Source organism: Rhodanobacter sp. FW510-R10, from assembly GCF_058781105.1.
The window spans coordinates 1,599,598-1,621,967 of sequence record NZ_JBYSWL010000001.1 but is presented as its reverse complement, the minus strand read 5'-3'; the positions used below and the strand labels follow the sequence as shown (position 1 = coordinate 1,621,967).

13 protein-coding genes are annotated in these 22,370 nt (G+C 66.1%); 9 read left to right on the top strand and 4 right to left on the bottom strand.

Annotated elements, in window-relative coordinates:
* The first annotated feature begins 130 nt into the window (after positions 1-130).
* The 6 genes from ggt to yjgA all read left to right on the top strand — a co-directional run bounded on the left by ggt (position 131) and on the right by yjgA (position 7,822).
* On the top strand, positions 131-1,894 hold the full coding sequence (gene ggt / locus AC3WJB_RS06910) for a gamma-glutamyltransferase (RefSeq protein WP_492679987.1): 1,764 nt from the start codon (positions 131-133) through the stop codon (positions 1,892-1,894).
* A 106-nt stretch (positions 1,895-2,000) separates the two neighbouring features.
* Positions 2,001-3,863 carry a CocE/NonD family hydrolase gene (locus tag AC3WJB_RS06905; RefSeq protein ID WP_492679985.1) on the top strand — a complete coding sequence of 621 codons (1,863 nt, stop codon included), beginning with the start codon at positions 2,001-2,003 and terminating at the stop codon, positions 3,861-3,863.
* 25 nt (positions 3,864-3,888) lie between these two features.
* The gene (gene dgcN, locus AC3WJB_RS06900) at positions 3,889-4,932 is read left to right on the top strand and encodes an N-acetyltransferase DgcN (protein ID WP_492679983.1); all 1,044 of its coding nucleotides are present in this window, start codon (positions 3,889-3,891) and stop codon (positions 4,930-4,932) included.
* Entirely contained in the window at positions 4,917-5,903 is a 987-nt protein-coding gene (gene dgcA / locus AC3WJB_RS06895; RefSeq protein ID WP_492679981.1) for an N-acetyl-D-Glu racemase DgcA, read from the top strand. The genes dgcN and dgcA overlap by 16 nt, the downstream gene beginning before the upstream one ends.
* 55 nt (positions 5,904-5,958) lie before the next feature.
* Positions 5,959-7,215: a sodium/glutamate symporter gene (gene gltS, locus AC3WJB_RS06890; RefSeq protein WP_492679979.1), complete on the top strand. Its 1,257-nt coding sequence runs from the start codon at positions 5,959-5,961 to the stop codon at positions 7,213-7,215.
* A gap of 58 nt (positions 7,216-7,273) precedes the next feature.
* A complete protein-coding gene (gene yjgA, locus AC3WJB_RS06885) occupies positions 7,274-7,822 on the top strand; it encodes a ribosome biogenesis factor YjgA (RefSeq protein ID WP_492679977.1) in 549 nt (182 codons plus the stop codon).
* 58 nt (positions 7,823-7,880) lie between these two features.
* Here yjgA and AC3WJB_RS06880 read toward each other — a convergent pair whose 3' ends face one another.
* Together AC3WJB_RS06880 and AC3WJB_RS06875 are read right to left on the bottom strand one after the other, a co-directional pair.
* On the bottom strand, positions 7,881-10,433 hold the full coding sequence (locus AC3WJB_RS06880; protein WP_492679975.1) for a TonB-dependent receptor: 2,553 nt from the start codon (positions 10,431-10,433) through the stop codon (positions 7,881-7,883).
* 48 nt (positions 10,434-10,481) lie between these two features.
* Positions 10,482-12,500: a tetratricopeptide repeat-containing sulfotransferase family protein gene (locus AC3WJB_RS06875; protein WP_492679973.1), complete on the bottom strand. Its 2,019-nt coding sequence runs from the start codon at positions 12,498-12,500 to the stop codon at positions 10,482-10,484.
* A gap of 259 nt (positions 12,501-12,759) precedes the next feature.
* Here AC3WJB_RS06875 and AC3WJB_RS06870 point away from each other — a divergent pair, with 259 nt between their 5' ends.
* On the top strand, positions 12,760-13,845 hold the full coding sequence (locus tag AC3WJB_RS06870; protein WP_492679971.1) for an aromatic ring-hydroxylating oxygenase subunit alpha: 1,086 nt from the start codon (positions 12,760-12,762) through the stop codon (positions 13,843-13,845).
* Positions 13,846-13,890: 45 nt separating this feature from the next.
* The gene (locus AC3WJB_RS06865) at positions 13,891-15,978 is read left to right on the top strand and encodes an oxidoreductase (protein ID WP_492679969.1); all 2,088 of its coding nucleotides are present in this window, start codon (positions 13,891-13,893) and stop codon (positions 15,976-15,978) included.
* Positions 15,979-16,043: 65 nt separating this feature from the next.
* Here the strand turns inward: AC3WJB_RS06865 and AC3WJB_RS06860 are convergent, their stop codons facing one another.
* Positions 16,044-19,964 carry a YhdP family protein gene (locus AC3WJB_RS06860; RefSeq protein WP_492679967.1) on the bottom strand — a complete coding sequence of 1,307 codons (3,921 nt, stop codon included), beginning with the start codon at positions 19,962-19,964 and terminating at the stop codon, positions 16,044-16,046.
* Between the two features lie 21 nt (positions 19,965-19,985).
* Positions 19,986-21,470 carry a ribonuclease G gene (gene rng / locus AC3WJB_RS06855; protein WP_492679965.1) on the bottom strand — a complete coding sequence of 495 codons (1,485 nt, stop codon included), beginning with the start codon at positions 21,468-21,470 and terminating at the stop codon, positions 19,986-19,988.
* A 170-nt stretch (positions 21,471-21,640) separates the two neighbouring features.
* Here rng and AC3WJB_RS06850 point away from each other — a divergent pair, with 170 nt between their 5' ends.
* On the top strand, positions 21,641-22,330 hold the full coding sequence (locus tag AC3WJB_RS06850; RefSeq protein ID WP_492683120.1) for a Dph6-related ATP pyrophosphatase: 690 nt from the start codon (positions 21,641-21,643) through the stop codon (positions 22,328-22,330).
* Positions 22,331-22,370: the final 40 nt, after the last annotated feature.

Here is a 22,370-nt window from a genome sequence, read left to right as displayed (position 1 = left end):
ACCGGCGTATTGATTGGACGACCGCGCCCACCACCCCACAACCTGCAGTTATGCCATCTGTCCGTCTTTTCACTGGCTGACCGTGCATCGCTGTGACTATGCTCAAACCGGCCACGGAGCCCCGGATACCATGCTGAAAATCGGCAACTCCCCAGTGCAAGAAAGTCGCCCCCGCCATCGCGTCGTCTCGTTGCGGCGTGGGCCCGTGCTCGCGACAGCCGCGCTCTTGCTGGTCACCAGTGCCGCGTTCAACACCCAGGCCCAGCCCACCGCGCCAACGGCCGCGCAGCACACCGCGGCGATCGCCAGCGCCAATGTGCTGGCGACGAATGCGGGGTTCGAGATCCTCGCCAAGGGCGGCAACGCGGTGGATGCGGCGGTGGCGGTGGCCACCACGCTCTCGGTGGTGCAACCCGAGGCCTCAGGCATGGGCGGCGGCTTCCTGGCCCTGATCCATGACGCGGCCACGGGCAAGGACACGTTCATCGACGCGCGTGAGATGGCGCCTGCCGCAGTCGACAGCGCCGATTACGCAAATGCGGATGGCAGTCCAAACCGCGACCATTCCGTCAATGGCCCCCTGGCCGCGGGCATTCCCGGCTATCCCGCCGGGCTTGCCTACATGGTCGGGAAGTACGGCACGCTGCCGCTCTCCGTCTCGGTGGCACCGGCTATACGCATTGCCGAAAACGGGTTCCATCCGACGCAATCGCTGGTGCACTCGATCCAGCAGGTCGGCGACGTGTTGCGTCGTTATCCCGCCTCCAAGGCGAAGTTCTTTCCCGGCGGCAAAGCGCCGCAGACCACCGACCTGTTCCGCGACAAGGCGCAGGCCAGGACCTTGAAGGCATTTGCCGAGCACGGCGCCAAGGGCTTTTACACCGGTCCGGTCGCCAAGGAGATGGTGGCCGCGGTAAAGGCCGCCGGCGGTACCTGGACCATGGCCGACCTGGCTGCCTACCAGGCCAAGGAACGCTCACCGATCGAGTTGGGCTATTCGGGCTACAAGGTCGTCACAGCACCGCCGGTGTCCTCCGGCGGCGTGGCGATCGCTGAGATGCTGAACATCCTGGCCGGCATCGACCTCAAGAGCATGACGGAGGTGCAGCGCATGCACTACGTCATCGAGGCCATGCGCCGCGCCTTCCGCGACCACAACGAGTACCTGGGCGATCCGGACTTCGTGAAGATGCCGCTGGACATGCTGCTCTCGCCCTACTACGCCGCTGGCTTGCGGCAAAGCATCCTGCCTGACCGCGCGACCAAGTCGTCGTGGCTGCCCGCCGCGCACGCGAAGGAGCCGGGCATGCATACGATGCATTTCTCCATCATCGACCAGCACGGCAACATGGTGTCGATGACCTGCACGGTCAACACCACGCTGGGCTCGAAGTTCGTGGCCGGCAAGAGCGGCGTACTCTTGAACAACGAGATGGACGATTTCGCCCTGGTGGCCGGCAAGCCGAACGCCTTTGGCCTCATTGGCGGGTCGGCCAATGCGCCGGTGGCACACAAGCGCATGCTGTCCTCGATGTCGCCAAGCTTCGTCATCGGCAAGGATCGCCTGCTGGTCATCGGCTCGCCCGGCGGATCCACCATCATCACCCAGGTGCTGGAAGGCATCCTCGCCTTCGTCGACGGCAAGAGCGCCAGCGAGATCACCGCGCAAAAGCGCTACCACCACCAGTACCTGCCGGACCGCGTGGACATCGAACCCAACGCTTTTCCGGCCGACGTGGTCGACGGGCTGAAAGCCATGGGCTATGAAATCAACGACCAGCGCTCCTGGGGCAACATGAACGTGGTGACCTGGGACAAGACCACCGACGTCAAGGCCGCGGCAAGCGATCCGCGCAATCCCGCGGGCCTGGGCAAAGTGCAAGTCATCCACTGAAACATCCAAACCGGTATGCCGCAGGGCAAGCTGCTTGAACAAGACCCGCCAAAAATGGTTCGTTGCGTGCGTAGCCGCTCTGGCAGCTGGCACCTGCGTTGCGCAAGTGACGCCCGACACTCCGGACATCCCGGCGCACTTCGCGTTTCCCTCGGCGATGTTCGACTACACGGTGCGCGAGGTGATGCTGCCGATGCGTGATGGCGTCAAGCTGCACACCGTCATCGTCGAGCACAAGGGAACCCGGAACGCACCGATCGTGCTCACCCGCACGCCGTACAACGCCAGCGGGATCGCGACCGGCCACCTTGCACGCACGATGCGCGACACGTTGCCCGCCGGCGACGACGTGTTCGTGGACGCAGGCTATATCCGCGTCTACCAGGACGTGCGCGGCAAGTACGGCTCCGAAGGCGACTACTTCATGGCCCCGCCGCTGGTCGGCACCATCAACTCGAGCAAGGTCGACGATTCCACCGACGCCTGGGACACCATCGACTGGCTGGTGCACAACCTCCCCGAGTCCAACGGCCGCGTCGGCATGATCGGCGCGTCATATGACGGTTTCACCGTGGCCATGGCCCTGGTCCATCCGCATCCGGCACTCAAGGTGGCGGCCCCGGAAAACCCGCAAATCGACGGCTGGATGGGCGACGACTGGTTCAACAACGGCGCATTCCGCAACGTCAACCTGGATTACTACACGCAGCAGACCACGACCAAGGGTCTGGGCTCGTCGGTACCGAACCCGGGCGAGGACTCCTACGCCACCATGTTGCACGCCGGCTCGTCGGGCGCTTACGCCAAGGCAGCGGGCATGGAGCAATTGCCGTTCTGGCAGAAGCTCACCACCCACCCGACCTACGACGCGTTCTGGAGCAGGCAGGCGCTCGACCGCATCCTCGCCGGACAGCCCTTGAAGGTACCCACCATGTGGGTGGGAGGGCTGTGGGACTACGTCGACATGTACGGCGCCGTCCATGCGTATGCCGCCACCGAGCCCAAGGACCAAGCCAACGACATGAACTACCTGGTGCTTGGCCCCTGGCGCCATGCCCAGGAAAACAAGGACGGCTCGTCGCTGGGCGTGTTCACGTGGGCCGGCGACACCGCGTTGCAATTCCGGCGCGAGATGCTGCTGCCGTTCTTCGCCCGCCACCTGGTCGACGGGGCGCCGCGGAAGAAACTCGCGCCCGTGGCGGTCTACGACACCGGTGCGAACCACTGGGATTACCTGGACCACTGGCCACTGGCCTGCCATGACGGCTGTGCGGTCAAGTCCACCCCAATCTATCTACGGGCAGGCCGGCGTCTCGCCTTTGCCGCCCCGGGTCCGCACGAGGCGAAGTACGACACGTATGTTTCCGACCCCGCCAACCCTGTGCCTTACCGGCCGCGGCCGAATGGAAGCCCGGAGCCCGAAGGCTCGTACTGGGCCTTGGTCGACCAGCGCTTCGTGGACGGGCGTCCCGACGTCATCAGCTACACCAGCGAGCCGCTTGCGCAACCGCTCCAGGTGTCAGGCGCACCGGTGGTGAACCTCTACGCCTCCACCACCGGCACCGACAGCGACTGGGTGGTCAAGATCATCGACGTCTTCCCGGCCGAGGATCAACTCAAGCCCGCCATGGGCGGCTACGAACTCCCGCTCGCCATGCAGATCTTCCGCGGCCGCTACCGCACCAGTTTTTCCCAGCCGGCGAAAATCGTGCCCGGTAAACCGCTGCTCTACACCTGGGCGCTGCCGAACATCAATCATGAGTTCCAGCCCGGCCACCGGATCATGGTGCAGATCCAGTCAAGCTGGTTCCCGTTCTACGACCGCAACCCGCAGTCCTACGTGCAAAATATCTTCTTCGCCCAGCCTGGCGACTACCAGGCTGCGCAACAAGGCGTCTGGCATGCCCCCGAGCAGCCAAGCTCGATCATCATGCCCATCATCCCATCGGCCCTGCACCAGCAGGACTGATGGGCACACCCGGAGACAAGTGTCTATGTTGAATCAGAGCAGTGCGCCGCAGACCGCACATTGGGGACCGCCCTATCTGCTGTACCTCGGGAAGGCATCGGATGAACTGGCCATCAAGACGGCCAGGGGACTCGCCTATTGGCGACCCGAATGGTGCATCGGGCAGTTGCAGCGCCCGGGCTGCAAGACCACGCTGGGCCTGCGCGAGCTCGATTTCGCCGAGGCCAAGGCCGCGGGCGCCAATACCATGGTCGTCGGCATGGCCAATGCCGGCGGGATCATGGATCCGCAGACCGTCGTCGACGTCATTGCGGCGTTGGATGCCGGGCTGCACGTCGCCGCCGGCCTGCACAACAAGCTGCGCGAGAATCCGGACATCGTCGCGGCCGCGCAGCGCAACGGCCGCGAGCTGTTCGACGCACGCGATCCGGCGCCCGGCATCCCCGTCGGTACCGGCCGGCGCCGCGCCGGCAAGCGCCTGCTGACGGTGGGCACGGATTGCTCGACCGGGAAGATGTACACCACGCTCGCGCTCGAACGCGAGATGCACAAGCGCGGCCTCAAGGCGGATTTTCGCGGCACCGGACAGACCGGCATCCTGGTCGCGAACTGTGGCGTGCCCATCGATTCGGTGGTGGCCGATTTCATTTCCGGCGCCGCCGAATGGATCTCGCCGGCGCGCTTTGACGGCGGCTGGGACCTGATCGAAGGCCAGGGCTCGCTGTTCCATCCGTCCTACGCCGGGGTGTCATTGGGTTTGCTGCACGGCGCCCAGCCGGACGCGCTGGTGCTGACCCACGAACCCGGGCGGTTGCACATGCGCGGCCTGCCGGATCAGCGCATGCCGAGCCTGCGCGAATGCCTGGACGCGAACCTGCGGGCGGCACGCCTGACCAACCCGGATGTGCGCGCCGTGGGCGTCACCATGAATACCTCGGGCATGGCCTCCGACCAGGCCCAGGCACTTTGCGCCAAGGTGTCCGCCGAGCTCGATCTGCCATGCACCGACCCGGTCACCATGGGCGTGGCTCCCATCGTGGACCACCTGCTCACATGCTTCGCGAACTGAACCTGCGGCACGACCGCCTGCCGCTGGTCGCGCCGTTCCGCATCTCCCGCGGCACGAGGCTCGCCGCCGATGTGGTCACGGCGGAGTTGCGCCAGGGTGAGCACCTCGGACGCGGTGAAGCCGTGCCGTATGCACGCTATGGCGAATCGGTGAGCTCGGTGCTCGATGAGATGGGAACGTTCCGCGACCTGCTGAGCGCCGGCATGGGCCGGGACGAACTGCAGGCCAGGCTGCCACCGGGGGCTGCGCGCAACGCGCTGGATGCCGCGCTGTGGGACCTGGAGTGGCAACTGACATCCGTGCCGGTCTGGACCCAACTGGCCCGGACGCCCCACGCGGCGCTGGTCAGCGCCCTGACCATCAGCATCGACACGCCCGAACGCATGGGCGCGGCAGCTGCACGCCTGGCCGACGCCGGCCTGATCAAGGTGAAGCTGGATGCCAGCGACGCCGCTGCGCGTCTGCAAGCCGTGCGCCAGGCCGCACCGCGGGCACGGCTCATGGTCGACGCCAACGAGAGCTGGAACATCGATCTGCTGCGCGGGCTGCAGCCCACGCTGGAACGCTGCTGCGTGGAGCTGATTGAACAACCCTTGCCGGCCGGTGCCGACGGCGATCTGCTGGACTATGCCGGGCCGATCCCGATCTGTGCCGACGAGGCCTGCCACGTCACCGCCGACCTGCCCCGCCTGCGCGGACGCTACCAGGCGGTCAACATCAAGCTGGACAAGACCGGCGGCCTGACGGAGGCCTGGCGCCTGCTGCGGGCAGCGCGCACGGATGGTTTCCGCATCATGGTCGGCTGCATGGTGGGTTCCTCGCTCGGCATCGCCCCGGCGCTGGAGATCGCGCGCGAAGCCGAATTCATCGACCTCGACGGGCCGCTGTGGCTGCAGCACGACTATCCGGGCGGCCTGGTCCTGAGGGACGGCTGGCTGCAACCGCCGGCGCCGGGCTTTTGGGGCGCATGATGCCGTTCCGCGCTGGTACCCTGTGGAGCGCGGCCAGACCAAGTATGGCTGCGGCATGGCATGCCGGCTCCGCGATCGGGACCTGGCGGTGCTGAGCTTCGACGCGGTGCAGACCGTGGCCTGCGGCGGCGTGTTCCTCATCGCGGGCTACGCGATCCGCCGCCGCGTGCCGGTACTGACGCGCTTCAGCATTCCGGCACCGGTGATCGGCGGCCTGCTGGTGGCGTTGGCGATGCTCGTGTTCCACCACTGGGACATGACCCCGATGCGTTTCGACACCACGCTCGAACAGCCGCTGATGATCGCGTTCTTCACCAGCATCGGCTTCAACGCCAGCGCGTCCCTGCTCAAGGTCGGCGGCCGGCAGATCCTCTTGTTCCTGGCCCTGGCCACCGTCATCGGCGTGGTGCAGAACCTGGCTGGCATTGGCTTGGCCCAGGTGTTCGGGCTGCCTTCGCTGTTTGGCGTGATCACCGGCTCGGTGACCCTGATGGGCGGCCCCGCCACCGGCATGGCCTTCGCCCCCTTGTTCGCCGATGCCGGCGTGCACGGCGCGGCCAGCGTGGCGCTGGCCAATGCCATGGCCGGCATCGTGCTGGGCTCGGTCATCGGCGCACCAGTGGCCACGATGCTGATCGAGCGGCTCAAGCTGCGGCCAACGGGCGGCCAAATGGAAGAGCTGGCCGTCACCACAACCGCCGCCGCGGCGGGAATGGTCGCGGTGCCGGTGACGCCAGCCAGCCACGAGGAGCAGGTCTACGCCGGGCTGCGCAGTTTCGTCTTCGTACTGGTCGCCATGGCGGTAGGCGCCTGGATCAGCGGCTGGATGAGCGGCGCGGGCATCACCCTGCCGAGCTACATCGGCGCCATGCTCATTGGTGCGCTGATCCGCAACGCGGACGACCGCTACCGTGCATTCGGCTTGTCGCCGCGCAGCATCGACACGATCGGCAACATCAGCCTGTCGCTCTTCCTGGTCATCGCCCTGATGAACCTGCACCTGTGGGACCTGAGCGGCCTGGCGCTGCCCCTGCTGGCCACGCTCGCCGTGCAGACCATCATCGTGGTCGCGTTCTGCTGCTGGCCGCTGGTGCAGCTCATGGGCCGCGACTACGATGCCGCAGTCATGGCCAGCGGCTTCATTGGCTTCATGCTGGGCACGACGGCAAATGCCGTGGCGGTGATGAGCTCGCTGACCGAACGCTACGGCGTGGCCCCGCGCGCGTTCCTCGTCGCGCCCATCGTCGGCGCCTTCCTGATGGATTTCACGAACGCGCTGATCATCACCGGCTTCATCAACTTCCTCAAATGACCCGGCCGGGACCGGGCGCGGCTACACTCCCCTTGGTCTTTCCCCAAGAGTCGTATCCGTGCACGACGACGACCGCCGCGACCAGACCGAAAGCCTTGACCGGGATGCGGGCCCCAGCCGCAGCCAGCAACGGCGGGATGCGCTCGCCCTCCTGGCCCTGACTGGCCGGTTGGTGGAATTGCCGGCGGCGCGACTGGCCAGGCTCGAGCTTGCCGAGGAAGTGCGCGAGGAAATCGACAGTTATCGGCAGATGCGCGCGCATGGTGCGCGCAAGCGCCAGCTGGCCTTCATCGCCAAGAAACTCCGCCAATGCGACAATGACGAGCTTGCGTCCCTGCGCGCCGCATTGGACGGAGATCGCCACCAGCAGGGGCAAGAAACCGCTGCCATGCACCGCCTGGAAGCGCTGCGCGCGCAGCTACTGGCCGGGGACGAGGACGCCTTGTCCACCTTCATCGCGACACACCCCGGCGTGGATCGGCAGCACCTGCGCTCGTTGTTGCGCAAGGCCCGCCACGAAAAGGAACGTCCCGACACTCCGCCGCGCGCGTATCGGGAAATTTTCCAGCTGCTGAAAGGCCTCGACGCGAACAGCGACACGTCCTGACCGGGCGTCGCCGGCGCGTAACGGGATGATTCCCTCCACGCGCCGGACGACCACGCGCCTAGAAGTCCTGCCTGAAGCGGACGCCGATCGTGCGCGGCATGCTGAAGCCCGTATACACCTGTCCGTTCGGGTACTGCGGCACGACGCCATGTGCACCGCAGACGTCGACGCCGCACTCGGTGTATTTGTACTGCGCCGCGCGTTTGTCGAACACATTGTTGACGTACACGTTGACGGACCAACTGTTCCTTTGCAGGCCGGCAGACAAATCAAGCGAGTTGTACGCCGGCAGATCGCCGAGCAGGCCCCGCTCGACCAGCCGCAAGTCGGTCGTGCGCTTGCCAACATGGACCAGTGCAGCCTGGACGAACGCGTCATTGCTGCCCAGGTTGAAACTGTAGCGCGCAATGAGGTTGCCCTTGAACTTGGGCGTGATCGGCAGTTGCGTGCCCTTTGGCGCCAGTGGCCCCGCCACGACGCTGCCATCTTGCGGGTTGATCGAGCCGGCCGGGCAATTCGTGATCGGACGGCCGCTTGCGTCGGTGAACCCGCAATAGTTCGCGCTCAACTTGGCGTGATACACCGCGGCACCAGCAGTCAGCTGCAGGTTGTAGGTGGCCTGCCAGTTCAATTGCGTTTCCAAACCGTCAATACGCGCCGAGTTCGCGTTCTTGATTTCAGTCAGGCCATTCGCGCCCAGTATCGGGAACTGGAAGTCGTTCCAGGTCTCGCGGAATATGGCGCCGTTGAACGATACCCGGTTGTCGAACCAGGAAGTCTTCCATCCCAGTTCCTCGTTGATCAGGAAATCCGCCTGATAGGGCAGCAGCGTGCCACGCCGGTTGACGCCGCCCGGGCGAAAACCCTCGGAGCGCGTGGCATAGATCATCTTCGTCGGCGTGATATTCCAGGTCAGGTTGTACTTGGTGAGATTTCCGCTTTCCTTCACCCTCTTGTTGAAGTCCAAGCATGGCGCATTCATGAACGGAGCGGATGACACGCAGGCCGCCTCGCCCTGGCTTGATGAGAACCCTGCGGCATAGCCAAAGTAGCCATACAGTTGATTGCTGGTGCGGTAATAGCGCTCACCCACCGTGGCGGTGAGTACGTCGGGGATGAAGTCAAAGGACAATTCGCCGAATACCGCCTTGTCGCGGTCGTAGCGCATCTGTCGGGTCAGCCAGATCGTATCGTTCCAACCCTTGACGGACAGCGCGTCGGCCAGGCCATCGACCTGGTAATCCTGCATGATGTCGTGTTTTTGCTTCTGCCAGAACAAGCCCGCGACGAGACGCAATCGTTCGTCTGCCGGTGAGACCACGCGCAGTTCGTGGCTGTTGTTGGTATAGCCATCCCGGTCGCTGATGTGCTGCGACGGATTGACCATGGCGCCGCTGTTGTCATAGAAGTACGCACCGGAACCGTACAGGGCGTCGTACCAGAGCCCGTAGTCGCTGTAGTCGGTCTGCTCTTCCTGATTGCGCTTGAGATGGGCGTAGGCATAGGTCAAATCGAAATTGCCGATCTTGCCCTGTATGGTCAGCGCGCCTTGCCACCAACGGTCATTGACCCGCTCGGGATAGAAGTGGGTGACGGCCAGGTCGCCAACGGCGGTATCGCTGGCAAAGTTGCCATGCGAGATCGTCTGCTGCCCCATGACCATCGGCGTGATTGACCAGTTCTCGTTCAGGTCGACTTTCAGCGCGGCGCGCGCCCCGCTGGTATTGGCGTCGTTGTAGTTGTCGCGGGCGTGCCCGACGCACTGGAACAGCGCGCTGGGTGCATTGCCGCCCGTAGGCACGCAACCCGGTGCGTTGCTGATCGTGATGCCCGAGGTGGGGAACGTGCGCGACCCGGCCTTGTTGTCGATATACCCCGCGTCATGCTCACGCCAGCCAACGAGGCGAATCGCGGCACTCTGGCTGATCGGCAGATTGAGCATGCCTTCGGCGGTATAGCCGATGCCGCCATGCGCGACCGTGTCCACGCCCATGCTGTAATTTGCCGCGTAGCCACTCGTATCAGGCTGGTTGGTGATGATGCGCAATGCACCGGCTTCGGCACTCGCGCCATACAAGGTACCTTGCGGACCAGCCAACACCTCGATGCGGGCAATGTCGTACATGTGGATGTCGAGCGGCCCCTGAATCGTCGTCACCGGCTGGTTGTCCAGGTATACGCCGACGCTCGGCTGCGAGCCGGAGTGGTTGGTGTTGCCACCGCTCGCCACGCCACGCATGTAGATTGAGACGAAGCCCGGGCCGGTGGCGATGCCACCGCCGCCCTGCTGGAACGTCACGCTGGGCAGGTACTTCACGTAATCGTCGAAACTCTGCACGTGCAAGGCCTGCAGTTGGTCCGTCGCCAGCACATCCATGCTGATTGGCACCTTCTGCAGGTCCTCGGTACGCCGTTGCGCCGTCACGGTGACGGCGCCCAGCGTCGTCGCCTTCGACTTCGCCGTCGGCGTCGCATCGGGTGGCGCGGACTGCGCGGCGTCCTGAGCGAACGCCGGCAGCGCCACGGCAAGGCAGATTGCCGCCGCGAGCGGAAGCCGGGTCAACGCAGCGGTCCGCGTATCCCAGTCTTGCCTGGATCGGTTCTTGTGCATCGGTTCTCTCCTGTCGAATGTGCAGCGGCCCATCCGGGTCATCACCGTCTATTCCAACTCCGGCACGTCGGGGTAGCGCTCCAATACCGGCCCCAGGGCCGATACCAGCGGGCCCAGCCACGGCGCGTAATGCCGCCAGTGATCCACGCCATCGCGGTAGATCGGCTGACGCACCTGTTCCGAACTTGCGGTACGTACCGGACGCCGGTTCCGATAGAAGCGCAGGCACGCGTCCTCGAACGGCACGCCGCAATAGGCAAGCAGGCGCCGCACCTCGGCTTCGGTGTCGTCCACCATGCGTTCATAAAAAACGCGGTGGATGCGCCCAGGCAATACCGCGTCGAAATGCGCCATCAACGCAATGTAGTCGCGGTAGTAGCGCCCTATATCGTCCAGGCCGTAGGTGAAGCTCTGACCGCGCGCAAAATGCTGCTTGAACGCCGAGAAACAGCAGGCCAGCGGATGCCGGCGCGCATCAATGATCTTTGCGTTCGGCAGGATCAGGTGAATAAGACCAAGATGCATGAAGTTGTTCGGCATCTTGTCGATGAACAGTGGTGCGGCAGTCTTGCGCTGGATCCGCGTATGCGCGAGGTACTGCTCGCCGAGTGCCCGCAACGCATCGGCGTCGAGTGCCGCCAGCGCGTCGTGGTACGGCACCACGTTGTCGGGGTTGTCCTGCTGGCGCAAGGCACGCGTGATCGAGGCGACCTCCGGCAGCTCCATCGTGCCTTCGATCTGGCTGTGGCTCGACAGGATCTGCTCGATCAGAGTGGACCCGGCACGCGGCAGGCCGACGACGAAGATCGGATCGCGTGCGGGGCAGCCCATGTTGGCGCGTGCCGCAAAGAAGTCCTGCGTGTAACGTGCACAGGCTCGCCGTACGCGCGCGCTGGTTGCCTCAGCGCTGTAGTGCAGCTGCGCGCGACGCAGCGCGTTGCCACGCGCGTAATGCTGGAACGACGTCGGATATTCGCCGGCATCCTCCAATGCCTTGCCGATCGCGAACTCCAGATGCAGGCGATCGTCGTCACTGAGATCGGGACGCGCGAGCTGTTGCCGCAGCATCGCCAGGTCATCGGCATCGAAGCGGAACGTCTTCAGGTTGGCCAGGCTCCACCAGACTTCGCCGAATGACGGCGCGAGCGCCAGGCTTCGCCGATAAGCCTCGATCGCCTCGCCAGTGTGTCCGGCCGTCTTCAGCGCATGTCCGTAGCTCATCCATATCTTCGCCTGTTGCGGATAGCGTTCCAGCAGGTCGGCGTAGATGCGGATGGCGGGCTCGTAATCGCCGATACGGCACAGCACCACCGCCTTGAGGTTGCGGTAACCGGCGTGGCCTGGCTCCAGGGCCAGCAAGTGCTCGACCTGGACCAGGGCCTGTTCCGGCTGGTTGCTGCGATGCAGGACCTGCGCGTAGTTCTGCCGCGCGGCGTGGAAGTCGGGAGCAAGCTCCAGACAACGCTCGAGGAGGTGCAGGGCATCTCCGTCGCGACCCAGGCGCGCAGCCACTTCGGCGAACATGCGAATTGCGGCGACATCGGTGGGGGCCTGCTTTAGATGCTCACGCAGCTGGGCTTCGGCCTCCGGGATGCGGTCCTCGGCGAGCGCGACGGCCGCCGCCAGCAAACGCGGATCGCGCGTGGAATAGCGCACATGGTTGGCATAAGCGGCTTCGGCCGCGGCTTGTTCACCGGCCGCCATGAGATGGTCGCCAAGCACGCGCCAGGCTTGCGGCAGATCGGGCTGCAGCGCCACCGCGTACCGCAGTGCCGCAATCGCTGCCTCGCCGCGTCCGCTGCGGCCCAGGGCGACCCCCAGCTCGAAATGCAGCACAGCCCACTTCGGCTGCGCGCGCGCCAAGGGCTGGAGGATGTCCAGCGCCCCGTCGACATCGCCGAGTGCCGATCGCGCCATTGCCAGCAGGCGCAACGCGCCAGGATGGCCAGCGACTGCCTTGAGGATCTCGGTGAGTTGCTCGACCGCCAGCGCCGGGTCACGCTCCAGCAGGCGCGCGGCGTGTGCCAAGGCTTGCTCCAATGTACCGACGGTCGTCGTCTCTGCCATGGTTCCCCGCTCTGCGGCGGCTCGACCGGCCCCCTGGAAGCCATAGCGCAGGCAAGGTAGCCGGGTCGCGGCGTGCTGCGGCGCCGACAATAGCGCTTCACGCGTAGCCCGGCAATCATCGGGTTCCGCAGGTATCGCCATGCCCGCAACGGCACATGCTGCCCGACGTACAATTCGCCCGATCAGCAACACTGCGCCGCGTCACTGCCAAACCCAGCGTCCGGGGCGCAAGACCACCACCGCCACGTTGGAGCCCACCATGCGCACCGATGCCATACCCGGCGATACCGCAACCACCGATCTCGATCACGCGCAGGCGCTGCCGGCGCGCTACTACGTGGGAAACGAGATGCTGGCGATGGAACAACGCGCGGTGTTTGCCCGCAGCTGGCAGCCGCTGGCGCACCAGGGCCAGCTGGCGGAGCCCGGTGATCACGTGGTCGGCCGGATTGCCGGCGTCCCGGTGATCCTGGCGCGGGGGAAGGACGGCGCGCTGCGGGCGTTTCCGAACGTCTGCCGCCATCGCGCCGGCCCGCTCGCGCTGTGCAACGGCAAGGGCGCGCAATCGCTGCAATGCAAATACCACGGCTGGACCTACACGCTGGAAGGCCAGCTGCGCAGCGCACCGGAGATGAAGGACGTCCCCGGCTTCGACGTCGCCAACATCCATCTGCCGCCGCTGCGCGTGCACGAGTGGCAAGGCCTGGTGTTCGTGGCGTTGAGCAATGATGTCCCGGACTTCGACGAGGTGTATGGCGGTATCAGCGAACACATTGCGCCAATCGACCTGGGGGCCATGCGCTACCTGCGCAGCGTCAATTACGACGTCGACTGCAACTGGAAGGTATACGTCGACAACTACGTCGAGGGCTATCACCTGCCGCACGTCCATCCGGGCCTGAACAAGCTGCTCGACTATCGCGCCTACGACACCGTGCTGTCGCCGTGGTATTCGCTGCAATCCTCGCCGCTGCGCAACAGCTCCGAAGCCTATGGCGACGGCCAGGCGTTCTACTACTTCGTGTATCCGAACGTGATGCTCAACATCATGTCCGGGCGGCTGCAGACGAACCGAGTCCTGCCACTCGGGCCGGACCGTTGCCGGATCGTGTTCGACTACTACTACGGACAGGACGCGCAGGCGCAAGCCCGCATCGCTGCCGACCAGGACTTCAGCGACGAAGTGCAGAACGAGGACATCGCCATCTGCGAAGCGGTGCAGCAGGGACTGGGCTCGGGTTTCTATTCCCCCGGGCGGTTGTGCCCGCGCCGCGAGAGTGGCGTCTGGCATTTCCAGAACCTGTTGCGCGCGGCGTACGCCGGCCCCGCCGGGGAACATGCATGAGCCCACGCCCTGGTGGCCTCCAGCAATAACCGAGGTCTCGGTAACATGCGTGATCCCCGCTACGACATCCTGTTCACCCCGCTCGCGATTGGCCCGGTCACGGCGAAGAACCGCTTCTACCAGGTGCCGCATTGCAACGGCATGGGGCACGCCATGCCGATGGCGCATGCCGCGATGCGCGCAACCAAGGCCGAGGGCGGCTGGGCGGTGGTGTCGACCGAGGAATGCGAGATCCACCCGAGCGGCGACCTGACCCCGTACGTCGAGCAGCGCCTGTGGGACGATCGCGACATCCCGGCACTGCGGCTCATGTGCGACCAGGTGCATGCACATGGCGCGCTCGCCGCACTGCAACTCGTGCACGGTGGCGCAGGGGCCTCGAACCTGTACTCGCGCGAGGTGCTGCTGGCACCGTCGGCCCAGCCGTCCAAGCATGGCTACCCGGCGCAGGCGCGCGCGATGTCGCTGCACGATATTGGCGAATTCCGTCGCTGGCACCGCGCCGCGGCGCTGCGCGGCAAGCGCGCCGGCATGGACATCATCTACGTCTACGCCGCACACGACCTGACGCTGCTGATGCACTTCCTGCAGCGTCGCCGCAACCAGCGCAGCGATCAATACGGTGGCTCGCTGGAAAACCGCGCGCGCTTGTTGCGTGAGGTCTTGGAGGACACAAAGGATGCCGTAGGCGATACCTGTGCGGTTGCGCTGCGTTTTGCCACCGATGAATTGCTCGGGCCGGACGGCCTGGAGCTCGCGGAAGCCACGGATATCGTCGCCATGCTCGCCGAGCTGCCCGACGTGTGGGACGTGAACATCGCGCCGTGGGACAACGATTCGGTGCCGTCGCGCTTTGCCGCGGAAGCTGCGCAGGAACCGTTCATCGCGTTCGTCAAGCAGATCACGACCAAGCCCGTGGTCGGCGTCGGCCGCTTCACCTCCCCGGACACGATGGTCGCGCAGATCCACCGCGGCGTACTCGACTTCATCGGTTGCGCGCGGCCGTCGATCGCCGACCCGTTCCTTCCGCGCAAGATCGCGGAAGGGCGCAACGACGACATCCGCGAATGCATTGGCTGCAACATCTGCGTCTCCGGCGACATGACGATCTCGCCGATCCGTTGCACGCAGAATCCGACCATGGGCGAGGAATGGCGCAAGGGTTGGCACCCCGAACGCATCGCGCCAAGGCGCTCGGCCAGCCGCGTGCTCGTGGTCGGCGCCGGCCCGGCCGGATTGGAAGCCGCGCGCGCGCTCGGCCAGCGTGGTTATGCGGTGAGCCTGGCCGAGGCGCGCACGGAACTCGGCGGCCGGGTCACGCGCGAGGCACGCTTGCCCGGCCTTGCCGAATGGGCGCGCGTGCGCGACTGGCGCGTCGGCCAGATCGGCAAGCTCGCAAATATAGCCGTCTATCGCGACTCGGCGCTCGGCGCACGAGACGTGCTTGATTTCGGCGCCGAGCATGTGGTGCTCGCCACCGGCTGTCACTGGCGCCGCGACGGCTACGGGCGGGCGAACGGCTTTGGCATCGCCGACTGCGTGGACAACCCGCGTGTCTATACACTGGACGACCTGCTGGACGGTCGCCTGCCGGACGGCCCTGCGGTCGTCTTTGACGACGATGGCTTCTACTACGGCAGCGTCGCCGCCGAATTGCTGCGCCAGCATGGCTGCGAGGTGGGCCACGTGGCCGCCGACGACACCATCGCGCCCTGGAGCCAGAACACGCTCGGCTATCGGCATATCCGCAAGCGCATGGCGGCGCTTGGCATCGAGGCGCTGGTGTCGCACAACATCGCCCTCTACCGGGGCACCACGTTGACGGTGGAAAACGTCTGGGACCACACGCGGCGCGAATTGCCCTGCGCCGGGCTGGTGCTGGTCACCGCGCGCGTGCCGGACGACGCGCTGTACCAGGACCTGCTGGCGCGCAAGACCGACTGGTCGGCCGCCGGCCTGCAATCGCTCTCATGCATTGGCGACGCGGACGCACCCGGCCTGATCGCACATGCGGTCTACGCCGGCCACCGCTGCGCGCGTGAACTTGAGGAGCCGGCGATCGGCGATGTCGCCTTCAAGCGGCATTTCCACACCGCACGCGCCGCCGAACAGCTGCACGACGAGCCCAGCTGATCGCGCCACGACAAACATGCCGGAGTCGGCGTGACTCCCCGTAGTTCGCCGCATGGCATGACGCCTCAACGCACGCTCGTGCTCGGTGCCGGCAGCGTGCTGCTGGAACTTGCCGGTAGCGGAATACTGCTCCCCGGCGCATTGAGCAACGGCGCGGTGCCACCTTGCTTGTCGACCAGGGTGAACACCGGTTTGTCCCAACTGCCGGTGACGCGATAGTGGGCGCTGGCCGCTTTGTTCAAGCCGCGCCCCAGCAGGCCCTGTACCGCCAGCCCGGCCGCCGCGCCGAACGGGCCACCCACGACCGCGCCAACCAGGGGCAGACTGTTGCCGACGTGCGGCACCACATAAACGTCCTGGTCGTAATCGCGGCCACGCAATCCAGTGCGGCCAGTGACGGTGATGTTCGCCGACGGCCCCCTGATCGCCAGGTCATTGGTCGTGGCGTTGCCGTCCGCCAGGCGGAACTCCCCGGTGATGGTATCGAACGCCAGGCCCTTGCCAAACACGTCGCCAAAATCCAGGGTCAGGCGGCGCGGCAGTTCGGCGAGGGACACCAGGCCGAGCAGGCGCCCCACGCCCGGTGAAGTCGCCTCAGGGATACGGCCATCCTCGACCTTGATACTCAAGGTCCCCTCCATGTTGGCCAGGGCGATACTGGAAGGCGATCCTGGCCAGCGCGCATCCAACTGGTCGTGGGTGCGCCCGCCATGAATCAGGCCCTCGAAGCCGAGCGCATCCAGCATCGCGCCCAAGTCATTGGCGGAAAAATTGATGCTCATCTGCGAATGGCTGGCGTGGGCATCGCCGTTCCAGTCACCGCTCGCGCTAATCTGCGCATTGCCCGACAAGCCGCGCAGTTGCTCGATATGCATGCCGTTGGCCGTGGGCCAGCTCTCCAGCCGCGCATCGCCCAACTTGGCCACGCCCAGCCGCAAGTCCTGCACCCACAGATGCAGCGGCGGCAAGGCCTTGGGATCGACGCCTGTGTCGGCCGGATTCTCCTCGGGCTTGGGTGGCGGCTTCGCTGCGACTGGCGGCACGTGCGCATTCGCCACGGTCGGCGCGGAAGCAGCGGTGGCCGGGGTGGCATCGACCGGCCAGTACAGGCGCTGAATGCGCGCGGTCACACCCTTTTGCTGCAACTGATCCGTAGGGATCGAGATCATGCCGGCCATGGCCGATCCATCCACCTGTACCTCCAGCGCCGTATCGGAGGTCGAGGCGTCGATGCGCATCGCGCCCAGGGACCGATTGAACCAGAGCGCGTGGTCCGCGCTGACCTGCACGTTGTTCACCGCCATCCCGCCCTCGCCTTCGCCACCGGCCGTCTGCTGCACCCACCCAGTGACATCCAGCCGCGGTGCATGGCCGCGTATCTGCAGGCCCGTCGGCGGCAGATGCTGCGGCATCTCGGTGCCGAAGGCGATCGCCCCGGCTATGGGCGGGGCGTCACCCGCCAGGCGAAAGCGCCCACGCGCGACCTGGCCCAGGGCCACGCGCAGGTCGGCACCGTCGACCGGGACGCCAATGGTCACGTGCAAGGGCATGCCGACAGCCGCGTCTTTTTGCAGCGGCGCGGGGAAATTCAAGGCCACGCCGCGCAAATCCGAGTCGACGGTGAGCTGCTGCCGTGCTGGCGCCGCGCCATCAGCCGGCACGGCCGAGAACGCCACCCGGAAATCGCCACTGCCCGTGGAGCCCTGGCCAATCCAGGCCAGGCTGGGATAATCGCGCACCAGGTCAGCGAGGCTGTAGTCACCGCGCATCTGCACCCAGACCGAGGTGTCCGGGTGAGCGGGGACGTCGCCAATGGCCAGGGCCAAGGTCGAAGCGCGGCCCTGGAATGCCGCCTGCAGACTCTCGGCTTCGATACCCCGCAGGTCGAAACGCAACGGCCCCTCGAGCTGCTTCAGCTCGAGGTGCCAGTCCGGAGCACGCAAATCCGCGCCGCTCAATGCCACCGCACCGCTGAGCATCGGCGCGTCATCCGTGTGCAAGGGCAATTCCAGGTGCATGGCAAACGTGCCGGTGCCGCCCAGGCTCAATTTGTCCAGCGTGTCACGTTGCCCATTGCCGATCGGGCTGGCGCGCACGAACCGCATCAGGTCGCCACCGCTGCCGCCGCCGCGAATGCTGAGCTCGAGCGGCGCACTGGCAAAATCCGCGATGTCGGCTGCCGCCAACGTGGCATGGACACCCAGGGTCTGGGCCGTGCTGGCCACCGCCCGGAACCCGCCACCGACAAAGTCGGCCACCACCTCCGCCCGTTCGGCACGTGGCCAACCGGGTGCATAGTCGAGGGTCAGGTCGTGAATGGGGACGTGCGCCTCGAAACGACCTTCGTGATGGACGAACGGCCAGTCCGCCAGATTCCCGCGCAGGATCACCTGGGCATTCTCGACGCGGCCTGCCACCAGAGCCCGGTCCAGCCACGCCATCGTCGCGGCCGGCATCGAGCTCGGCCAGAACAGCTTGGCTGCCGGCACCTTGGCCTCGCCCACCGTGGCAAACAGCTCGGCCGAGGGGGCGCCGCCCGCTGCCGGAAAGGCGAGCTTTCCGCGCACCTGGGCGGTGTAGTCCGCAGCCGCAACAGTCAGCGCATCCAAGCCAAGTACCCAACTGGCATCGTCCTTCCAGAGCGCCAGGCTGCCGTCGAGTTTCGACAGCTCCAGGGGCTGGCGAAACAGGCCTGGCAAGTTGATTGTGGCCGCCTGCGCGGGCAAGCTCAGGCTCAGCGCCTCGTCGTCGCCCGCCAGGTGGCCGGCCAACCGGTCCAGCCCAGGCAGCTTGCCGACCGGATCGATGCGCACGCCGGAGAACTCGAGGTCCACCGCCTGCAGGCCATGGGCGTGGCTCCAGCCCAGGTCGAGCTTGTTTGCCAATGTACGCGGCTGCCCGTGGCCCAGCCACTGCACGAGGCCTTGTGCCAGCCCCGGCTTCAGGGCCAGCAGGGGCAGCCATGGTGCCAGTTGCCAGTCGCGGGCTGCCAAGCCAACTGCCATCTGTGGTGTACCCGGAGCACGCACCAAGGCCACAGCCGCGCCCCCGTCGTCGCCGGCCCAACCCAAGCGATAGTCATCGCCGACGCGCCGCAGGCCGGCCAGGCCATGCAGCGGACCGGCCTGCACGCGTTGCACCGTGGCGCTGGAGATTGCCAGGTTGGCAAGATCCAGCTGCACCACGGCATCGGCCAACTGGCCCCCACGCCAACGCAGCCAGGCGGCCACGCGGCCGCGGCCATCGTCCAGCCGGTAACCGCCAATCTCGACGCCGGACAGCAGGTGGCGCAGGTCGCTCGCATCCAGGCCGACCCACAGCGCGCCCGTACCCTGGCCTTGCCGGAAATCCCCGGCCACCCGCAGCACTCCGGCGCTGTGCTGCCGCTGCACGATGCCGGCCAGGCGCACGCGCCCCCGGGCCGTCCGGTTGATCCGCAACTGCGGCACCAGCAAATCGAAACGCCGCCTCGAACGCTGGTCGTCGACCGCCAACTGCAGGTTGTCCAGCCACAGGTCGGCCGACAGATGGCCGAGGTCGATGCTCGGCCCACTGAGATCCACCCCAGCGCCCATCACCTGCCACTTGCCGTCCCGGGTACGGATGGCCGTCGCGCGCAGGCCGCGCACATGCACGTTGAACAGATGTCGCCCAGGTACCACCCAGGCACTGAAATCCAGCCGCAGGTCCACCTCGGGGATGTGCAGGCTGTCCGCGGCCCGGCCAGCCGGCGGTCCGACGGTCACCCCGTGCAATGCCAGCAATGGTCCGGAGGCCGTCCATTGCCCGCGCATCGACTCGAAGCTGGTCGGCCGATGCAGGCGCGTAGTGAGCTGCTCGGCCACCCACTCCGGATGCCTGGCCACCAGCGGCAGCAACAACTGCGCAAGGCCGACCACGACCGCCAGGACGATCACCAGGATGCCAGCGACCCAGGACGACGCCCGCGCGCCGCTGCGCAAGCCGTGCTTCCAGCGTGTCTTCACGCCCGCCAATCTGTGCCGAACTTACAGCAACACCACATCAAACTGTTCCTGCGAATATTGCGCCTCCGCCTGGAAGCGGATGCTCTTGGAAATGGATTCTTCCAGCTCGGCCACCGCCCCGGACTCTTCTTCCTGGATATGGTCGACCACCTGCGGGCTCGCCATCACCAGCAATTGTTCCGCATTGAACTGGCGCACGGCACGCGTGATCTCGCGAAAGATCTCGTAGGTCACAGTTTCGGCACTCTTCAACATGCCGCGCCCGTCGCATACCGGACAAGGTTCGCACAATTGCCGCCAGAGGCTCTCGGTGGTTCGCTTGCGTGTCATCTCCACCAGCCCCAAGGCCGAAATCGGGAACACCGTGGTGCGCGCATGGTCGCGGGCCAAGCCCTTGTTCAACATGCGCAATACCTGGCGCTTGTGCTCCTCATCGAACATGTCGATGAAGTCGATGATGATGATGCCGCCGAGGTTGCGCAGGCGCAGCTGGCGCGAGGCTGCCTGCGCGGCTTCGAGATTGGTGCGGTAGACCGTCTCCTCCAGGTTGCGCGAGCCGAGATAGGCACCGGTATTGACGTCAATCGTGGTCATCGCCTCGGTCTGGTCGATGACCAGGTAGCCGCCGGATTTCAACGGCACCTCCTTCCTCAGCGCGCGCTGGATTTCGTCTTCCACGCCGTACATGTCGAAGATCGGCCGTTCCCCGTCGTAGTGTTCAATGCGGCTGTCCAACTGCGGCATGAACTTGTGCACGAACTTGACCACGCTGGCATGGGTCACAAGCGAGTCCACGCGCACCTTCTCGATGTCGGCATTGAGCATGTCGCGCAAGCTGCGCAGCGGCAGGGGCAATTCCTCGTACACGCACTCGCCGACCTTGGCCTTGGCGATGTTTTCCTGCAGCACCCGCCAGACCCGGCCCAGGTAGGCGACGTCGAAGGCCAGCGACTCGGCGCTCTGCCCCTCGGCATTGGTGCGCACGATGTAACCCAGCCGCGCCTGTCCGGCGGCGTCACCGAGCAGCGACAGCAGGATGTCGCGCAGGCGCTGGCGTTCGGCCTCATCCTCGATACGCGCGGAGACGCCCAGGGTCTGCGCGTGCGGCAACAGCACGAGATAACGCGACGGAATGGAAAGGTTGGCCGACAGCCGCGCGCCCTTGGTGCCAAGCGGATCCTTGGCCACCTGCACCACGATCTCCTGGCCCTCGTGCACCAGTTCGCTGATCAAGGGCACATGCGCCTCCTCGACCGGCTCTACGCCTTCCACCGGCGCCGGGCGCAGGATGTCGGACACGTGCAGGAATGCCGCGCGCTCCAACCCGATCTCCACGAATGCAGCCTGCATGCCCGGCATCACGCGCTGCACGCGTCCCTTGTAGACGTTGCCCACGTAGCCACGCTTCGAGGCACGCTCGACATGCACCTCCTGCAGCATACCGTTCTCGACCACGCCCACCCGCGTCTCGCGCGGCGTCACATTGATCAGGATCTCCTCGCTCACCGCACTCTCCAATCACTGCCCGCCGCACCAAACCTGGCGACTTCCGCTACCGTGGCTCGGACCATGGACCAACCGCCGGTGACATGGTTCGAACCATGCCCCATCGCTTGTTGGAGCCCGGTCCGGCCGCCTCAGCGCCGGCAAGGCACTTGGAGCGCTACAGTACAAGCATGGAGCGCACTCCGATACTTCTGGCCTGGAGCGGAGGCAAGGACTGCCTGCTGGCATTGCAGCGCCTGCGTGCCGACCCGCGCTGGCAGGTGGTCGCCCTGTTCACCACGCTGAACCGCAGCTACCGGCGGGTGGCCATGCACGGTATCCAGCACGATGTGCTGCTGGCCCAGGCCGATGCGCTGGGCCTGCCCGTAATGGAGGTGCCCATCGACTGGCCGGGCAGCAACGAAGCCTATGAACAGGCCCAGGCAGCCGCCTTGGCACAGGCGCGCATGCGCTGGCCGGGCATCCGCCACTGTGCCTTCGGCGACCTGTTCCTGCAGGACGTGCGCGATTACCGCGTGCGCCAGCTGGGGCGGGAAAACTGGCGCGCCGTCTTTCCGCTCTGGGGTGAGGACACGGCGCGCCTTGCCCGGCGTTTCGTCAGCGAGGGACACCGCGCGGTGCTGTGCTGCGTGGATACCCAGCAACTCGATCCGGCGTTTTGCGGACGTGCCTTTGACGGCCTGCTGCTCGACGGGCTTCCGTTGGGCACGGATCCCTGTGGGGAACGCGGCGAGTTCCATACGCTGAGTTATGGTGGGCCGCTGTTCCGCGCCGACCTGTCGCTGCGCCGCGGCGAGTCGGTGTTGCGCGACGGCCGCTTCCAATTCACCGACTTCCTGCTGGAGGCGCCGCGGGCTTGACTGCCACCGCGGCGCGGGCGCCACGGCTCCAGGCAGCCAA

What these genes read in the sequence shown, in the direction of transcription:
- AC3WJB_RS06880 (WP_492679975.1), bottom strand. Translation starts at nt 10,433, where the DNA reads ATGCACAAGAACCGATCCAGGCAAGACTGGGATACGCGGACCGCTGCG.
- AC3WJB_RS06865 (WP_492679969.1), top strand. Translation starts at nt 13,891, where the DNA reads ATGCGTGATCCCCGCTACGACATCCTGTTCACCCCGCTCGCGATTGGC.
- ggt (WP_492679987.1), top strand. Translation starts at nt 131, where the DNA reads ATGCTGAAAATCGGCAACTCCCCAGTGCAAGAAAGTCGCCCCCGCCAT.
- dgcA (WP_492679981.1), top strand. Translation starts at nt 4,917, where the DNA reads ATGCTTCGCGAACTGAACCTGCGGCACGACCGCCTGCCGCTGGTCGCG.
- AC3WJB_RS06870 (WP_492679971.1), top strand. Translation starts at nt 12,760, where the DNA reads ATGCGCACCGATGCCATACCCGGCGATACCGCAACCACCGATCTCGAT.
- AC3WJB_RS06850 (WP_492683120.1), top strand. Translation starts at nt 21,641, where the DNA reads ATGGAGCGCACTCCGATACTTCTGGCCTGGAGCGGAGGCAAGGACTGC.
- AC3WJB_RS06875 (WP_492679973.1), bottom strand. Translation starts at nt 12,500, where the DNA reads ATGGCAGAGACGACGACCGTCGGTACATTGGAGCAAGCCTTGGCACAC.
- dgcN (WP_492679983.1), top strand. Translation starts at nt 3,889, where the DNA reads ATGTTGAATCAGAGCAGTGCGCCGCAGACCGCACATTGGGGACCGCCC.
- gltS (WP_492679979.1), top strand. Translation starts at nt 5,959, where the DNA reads ATGGCATGCCGGCTCCGCGATCGGGACCTGGCGGTGCTGAGCTTCGAC.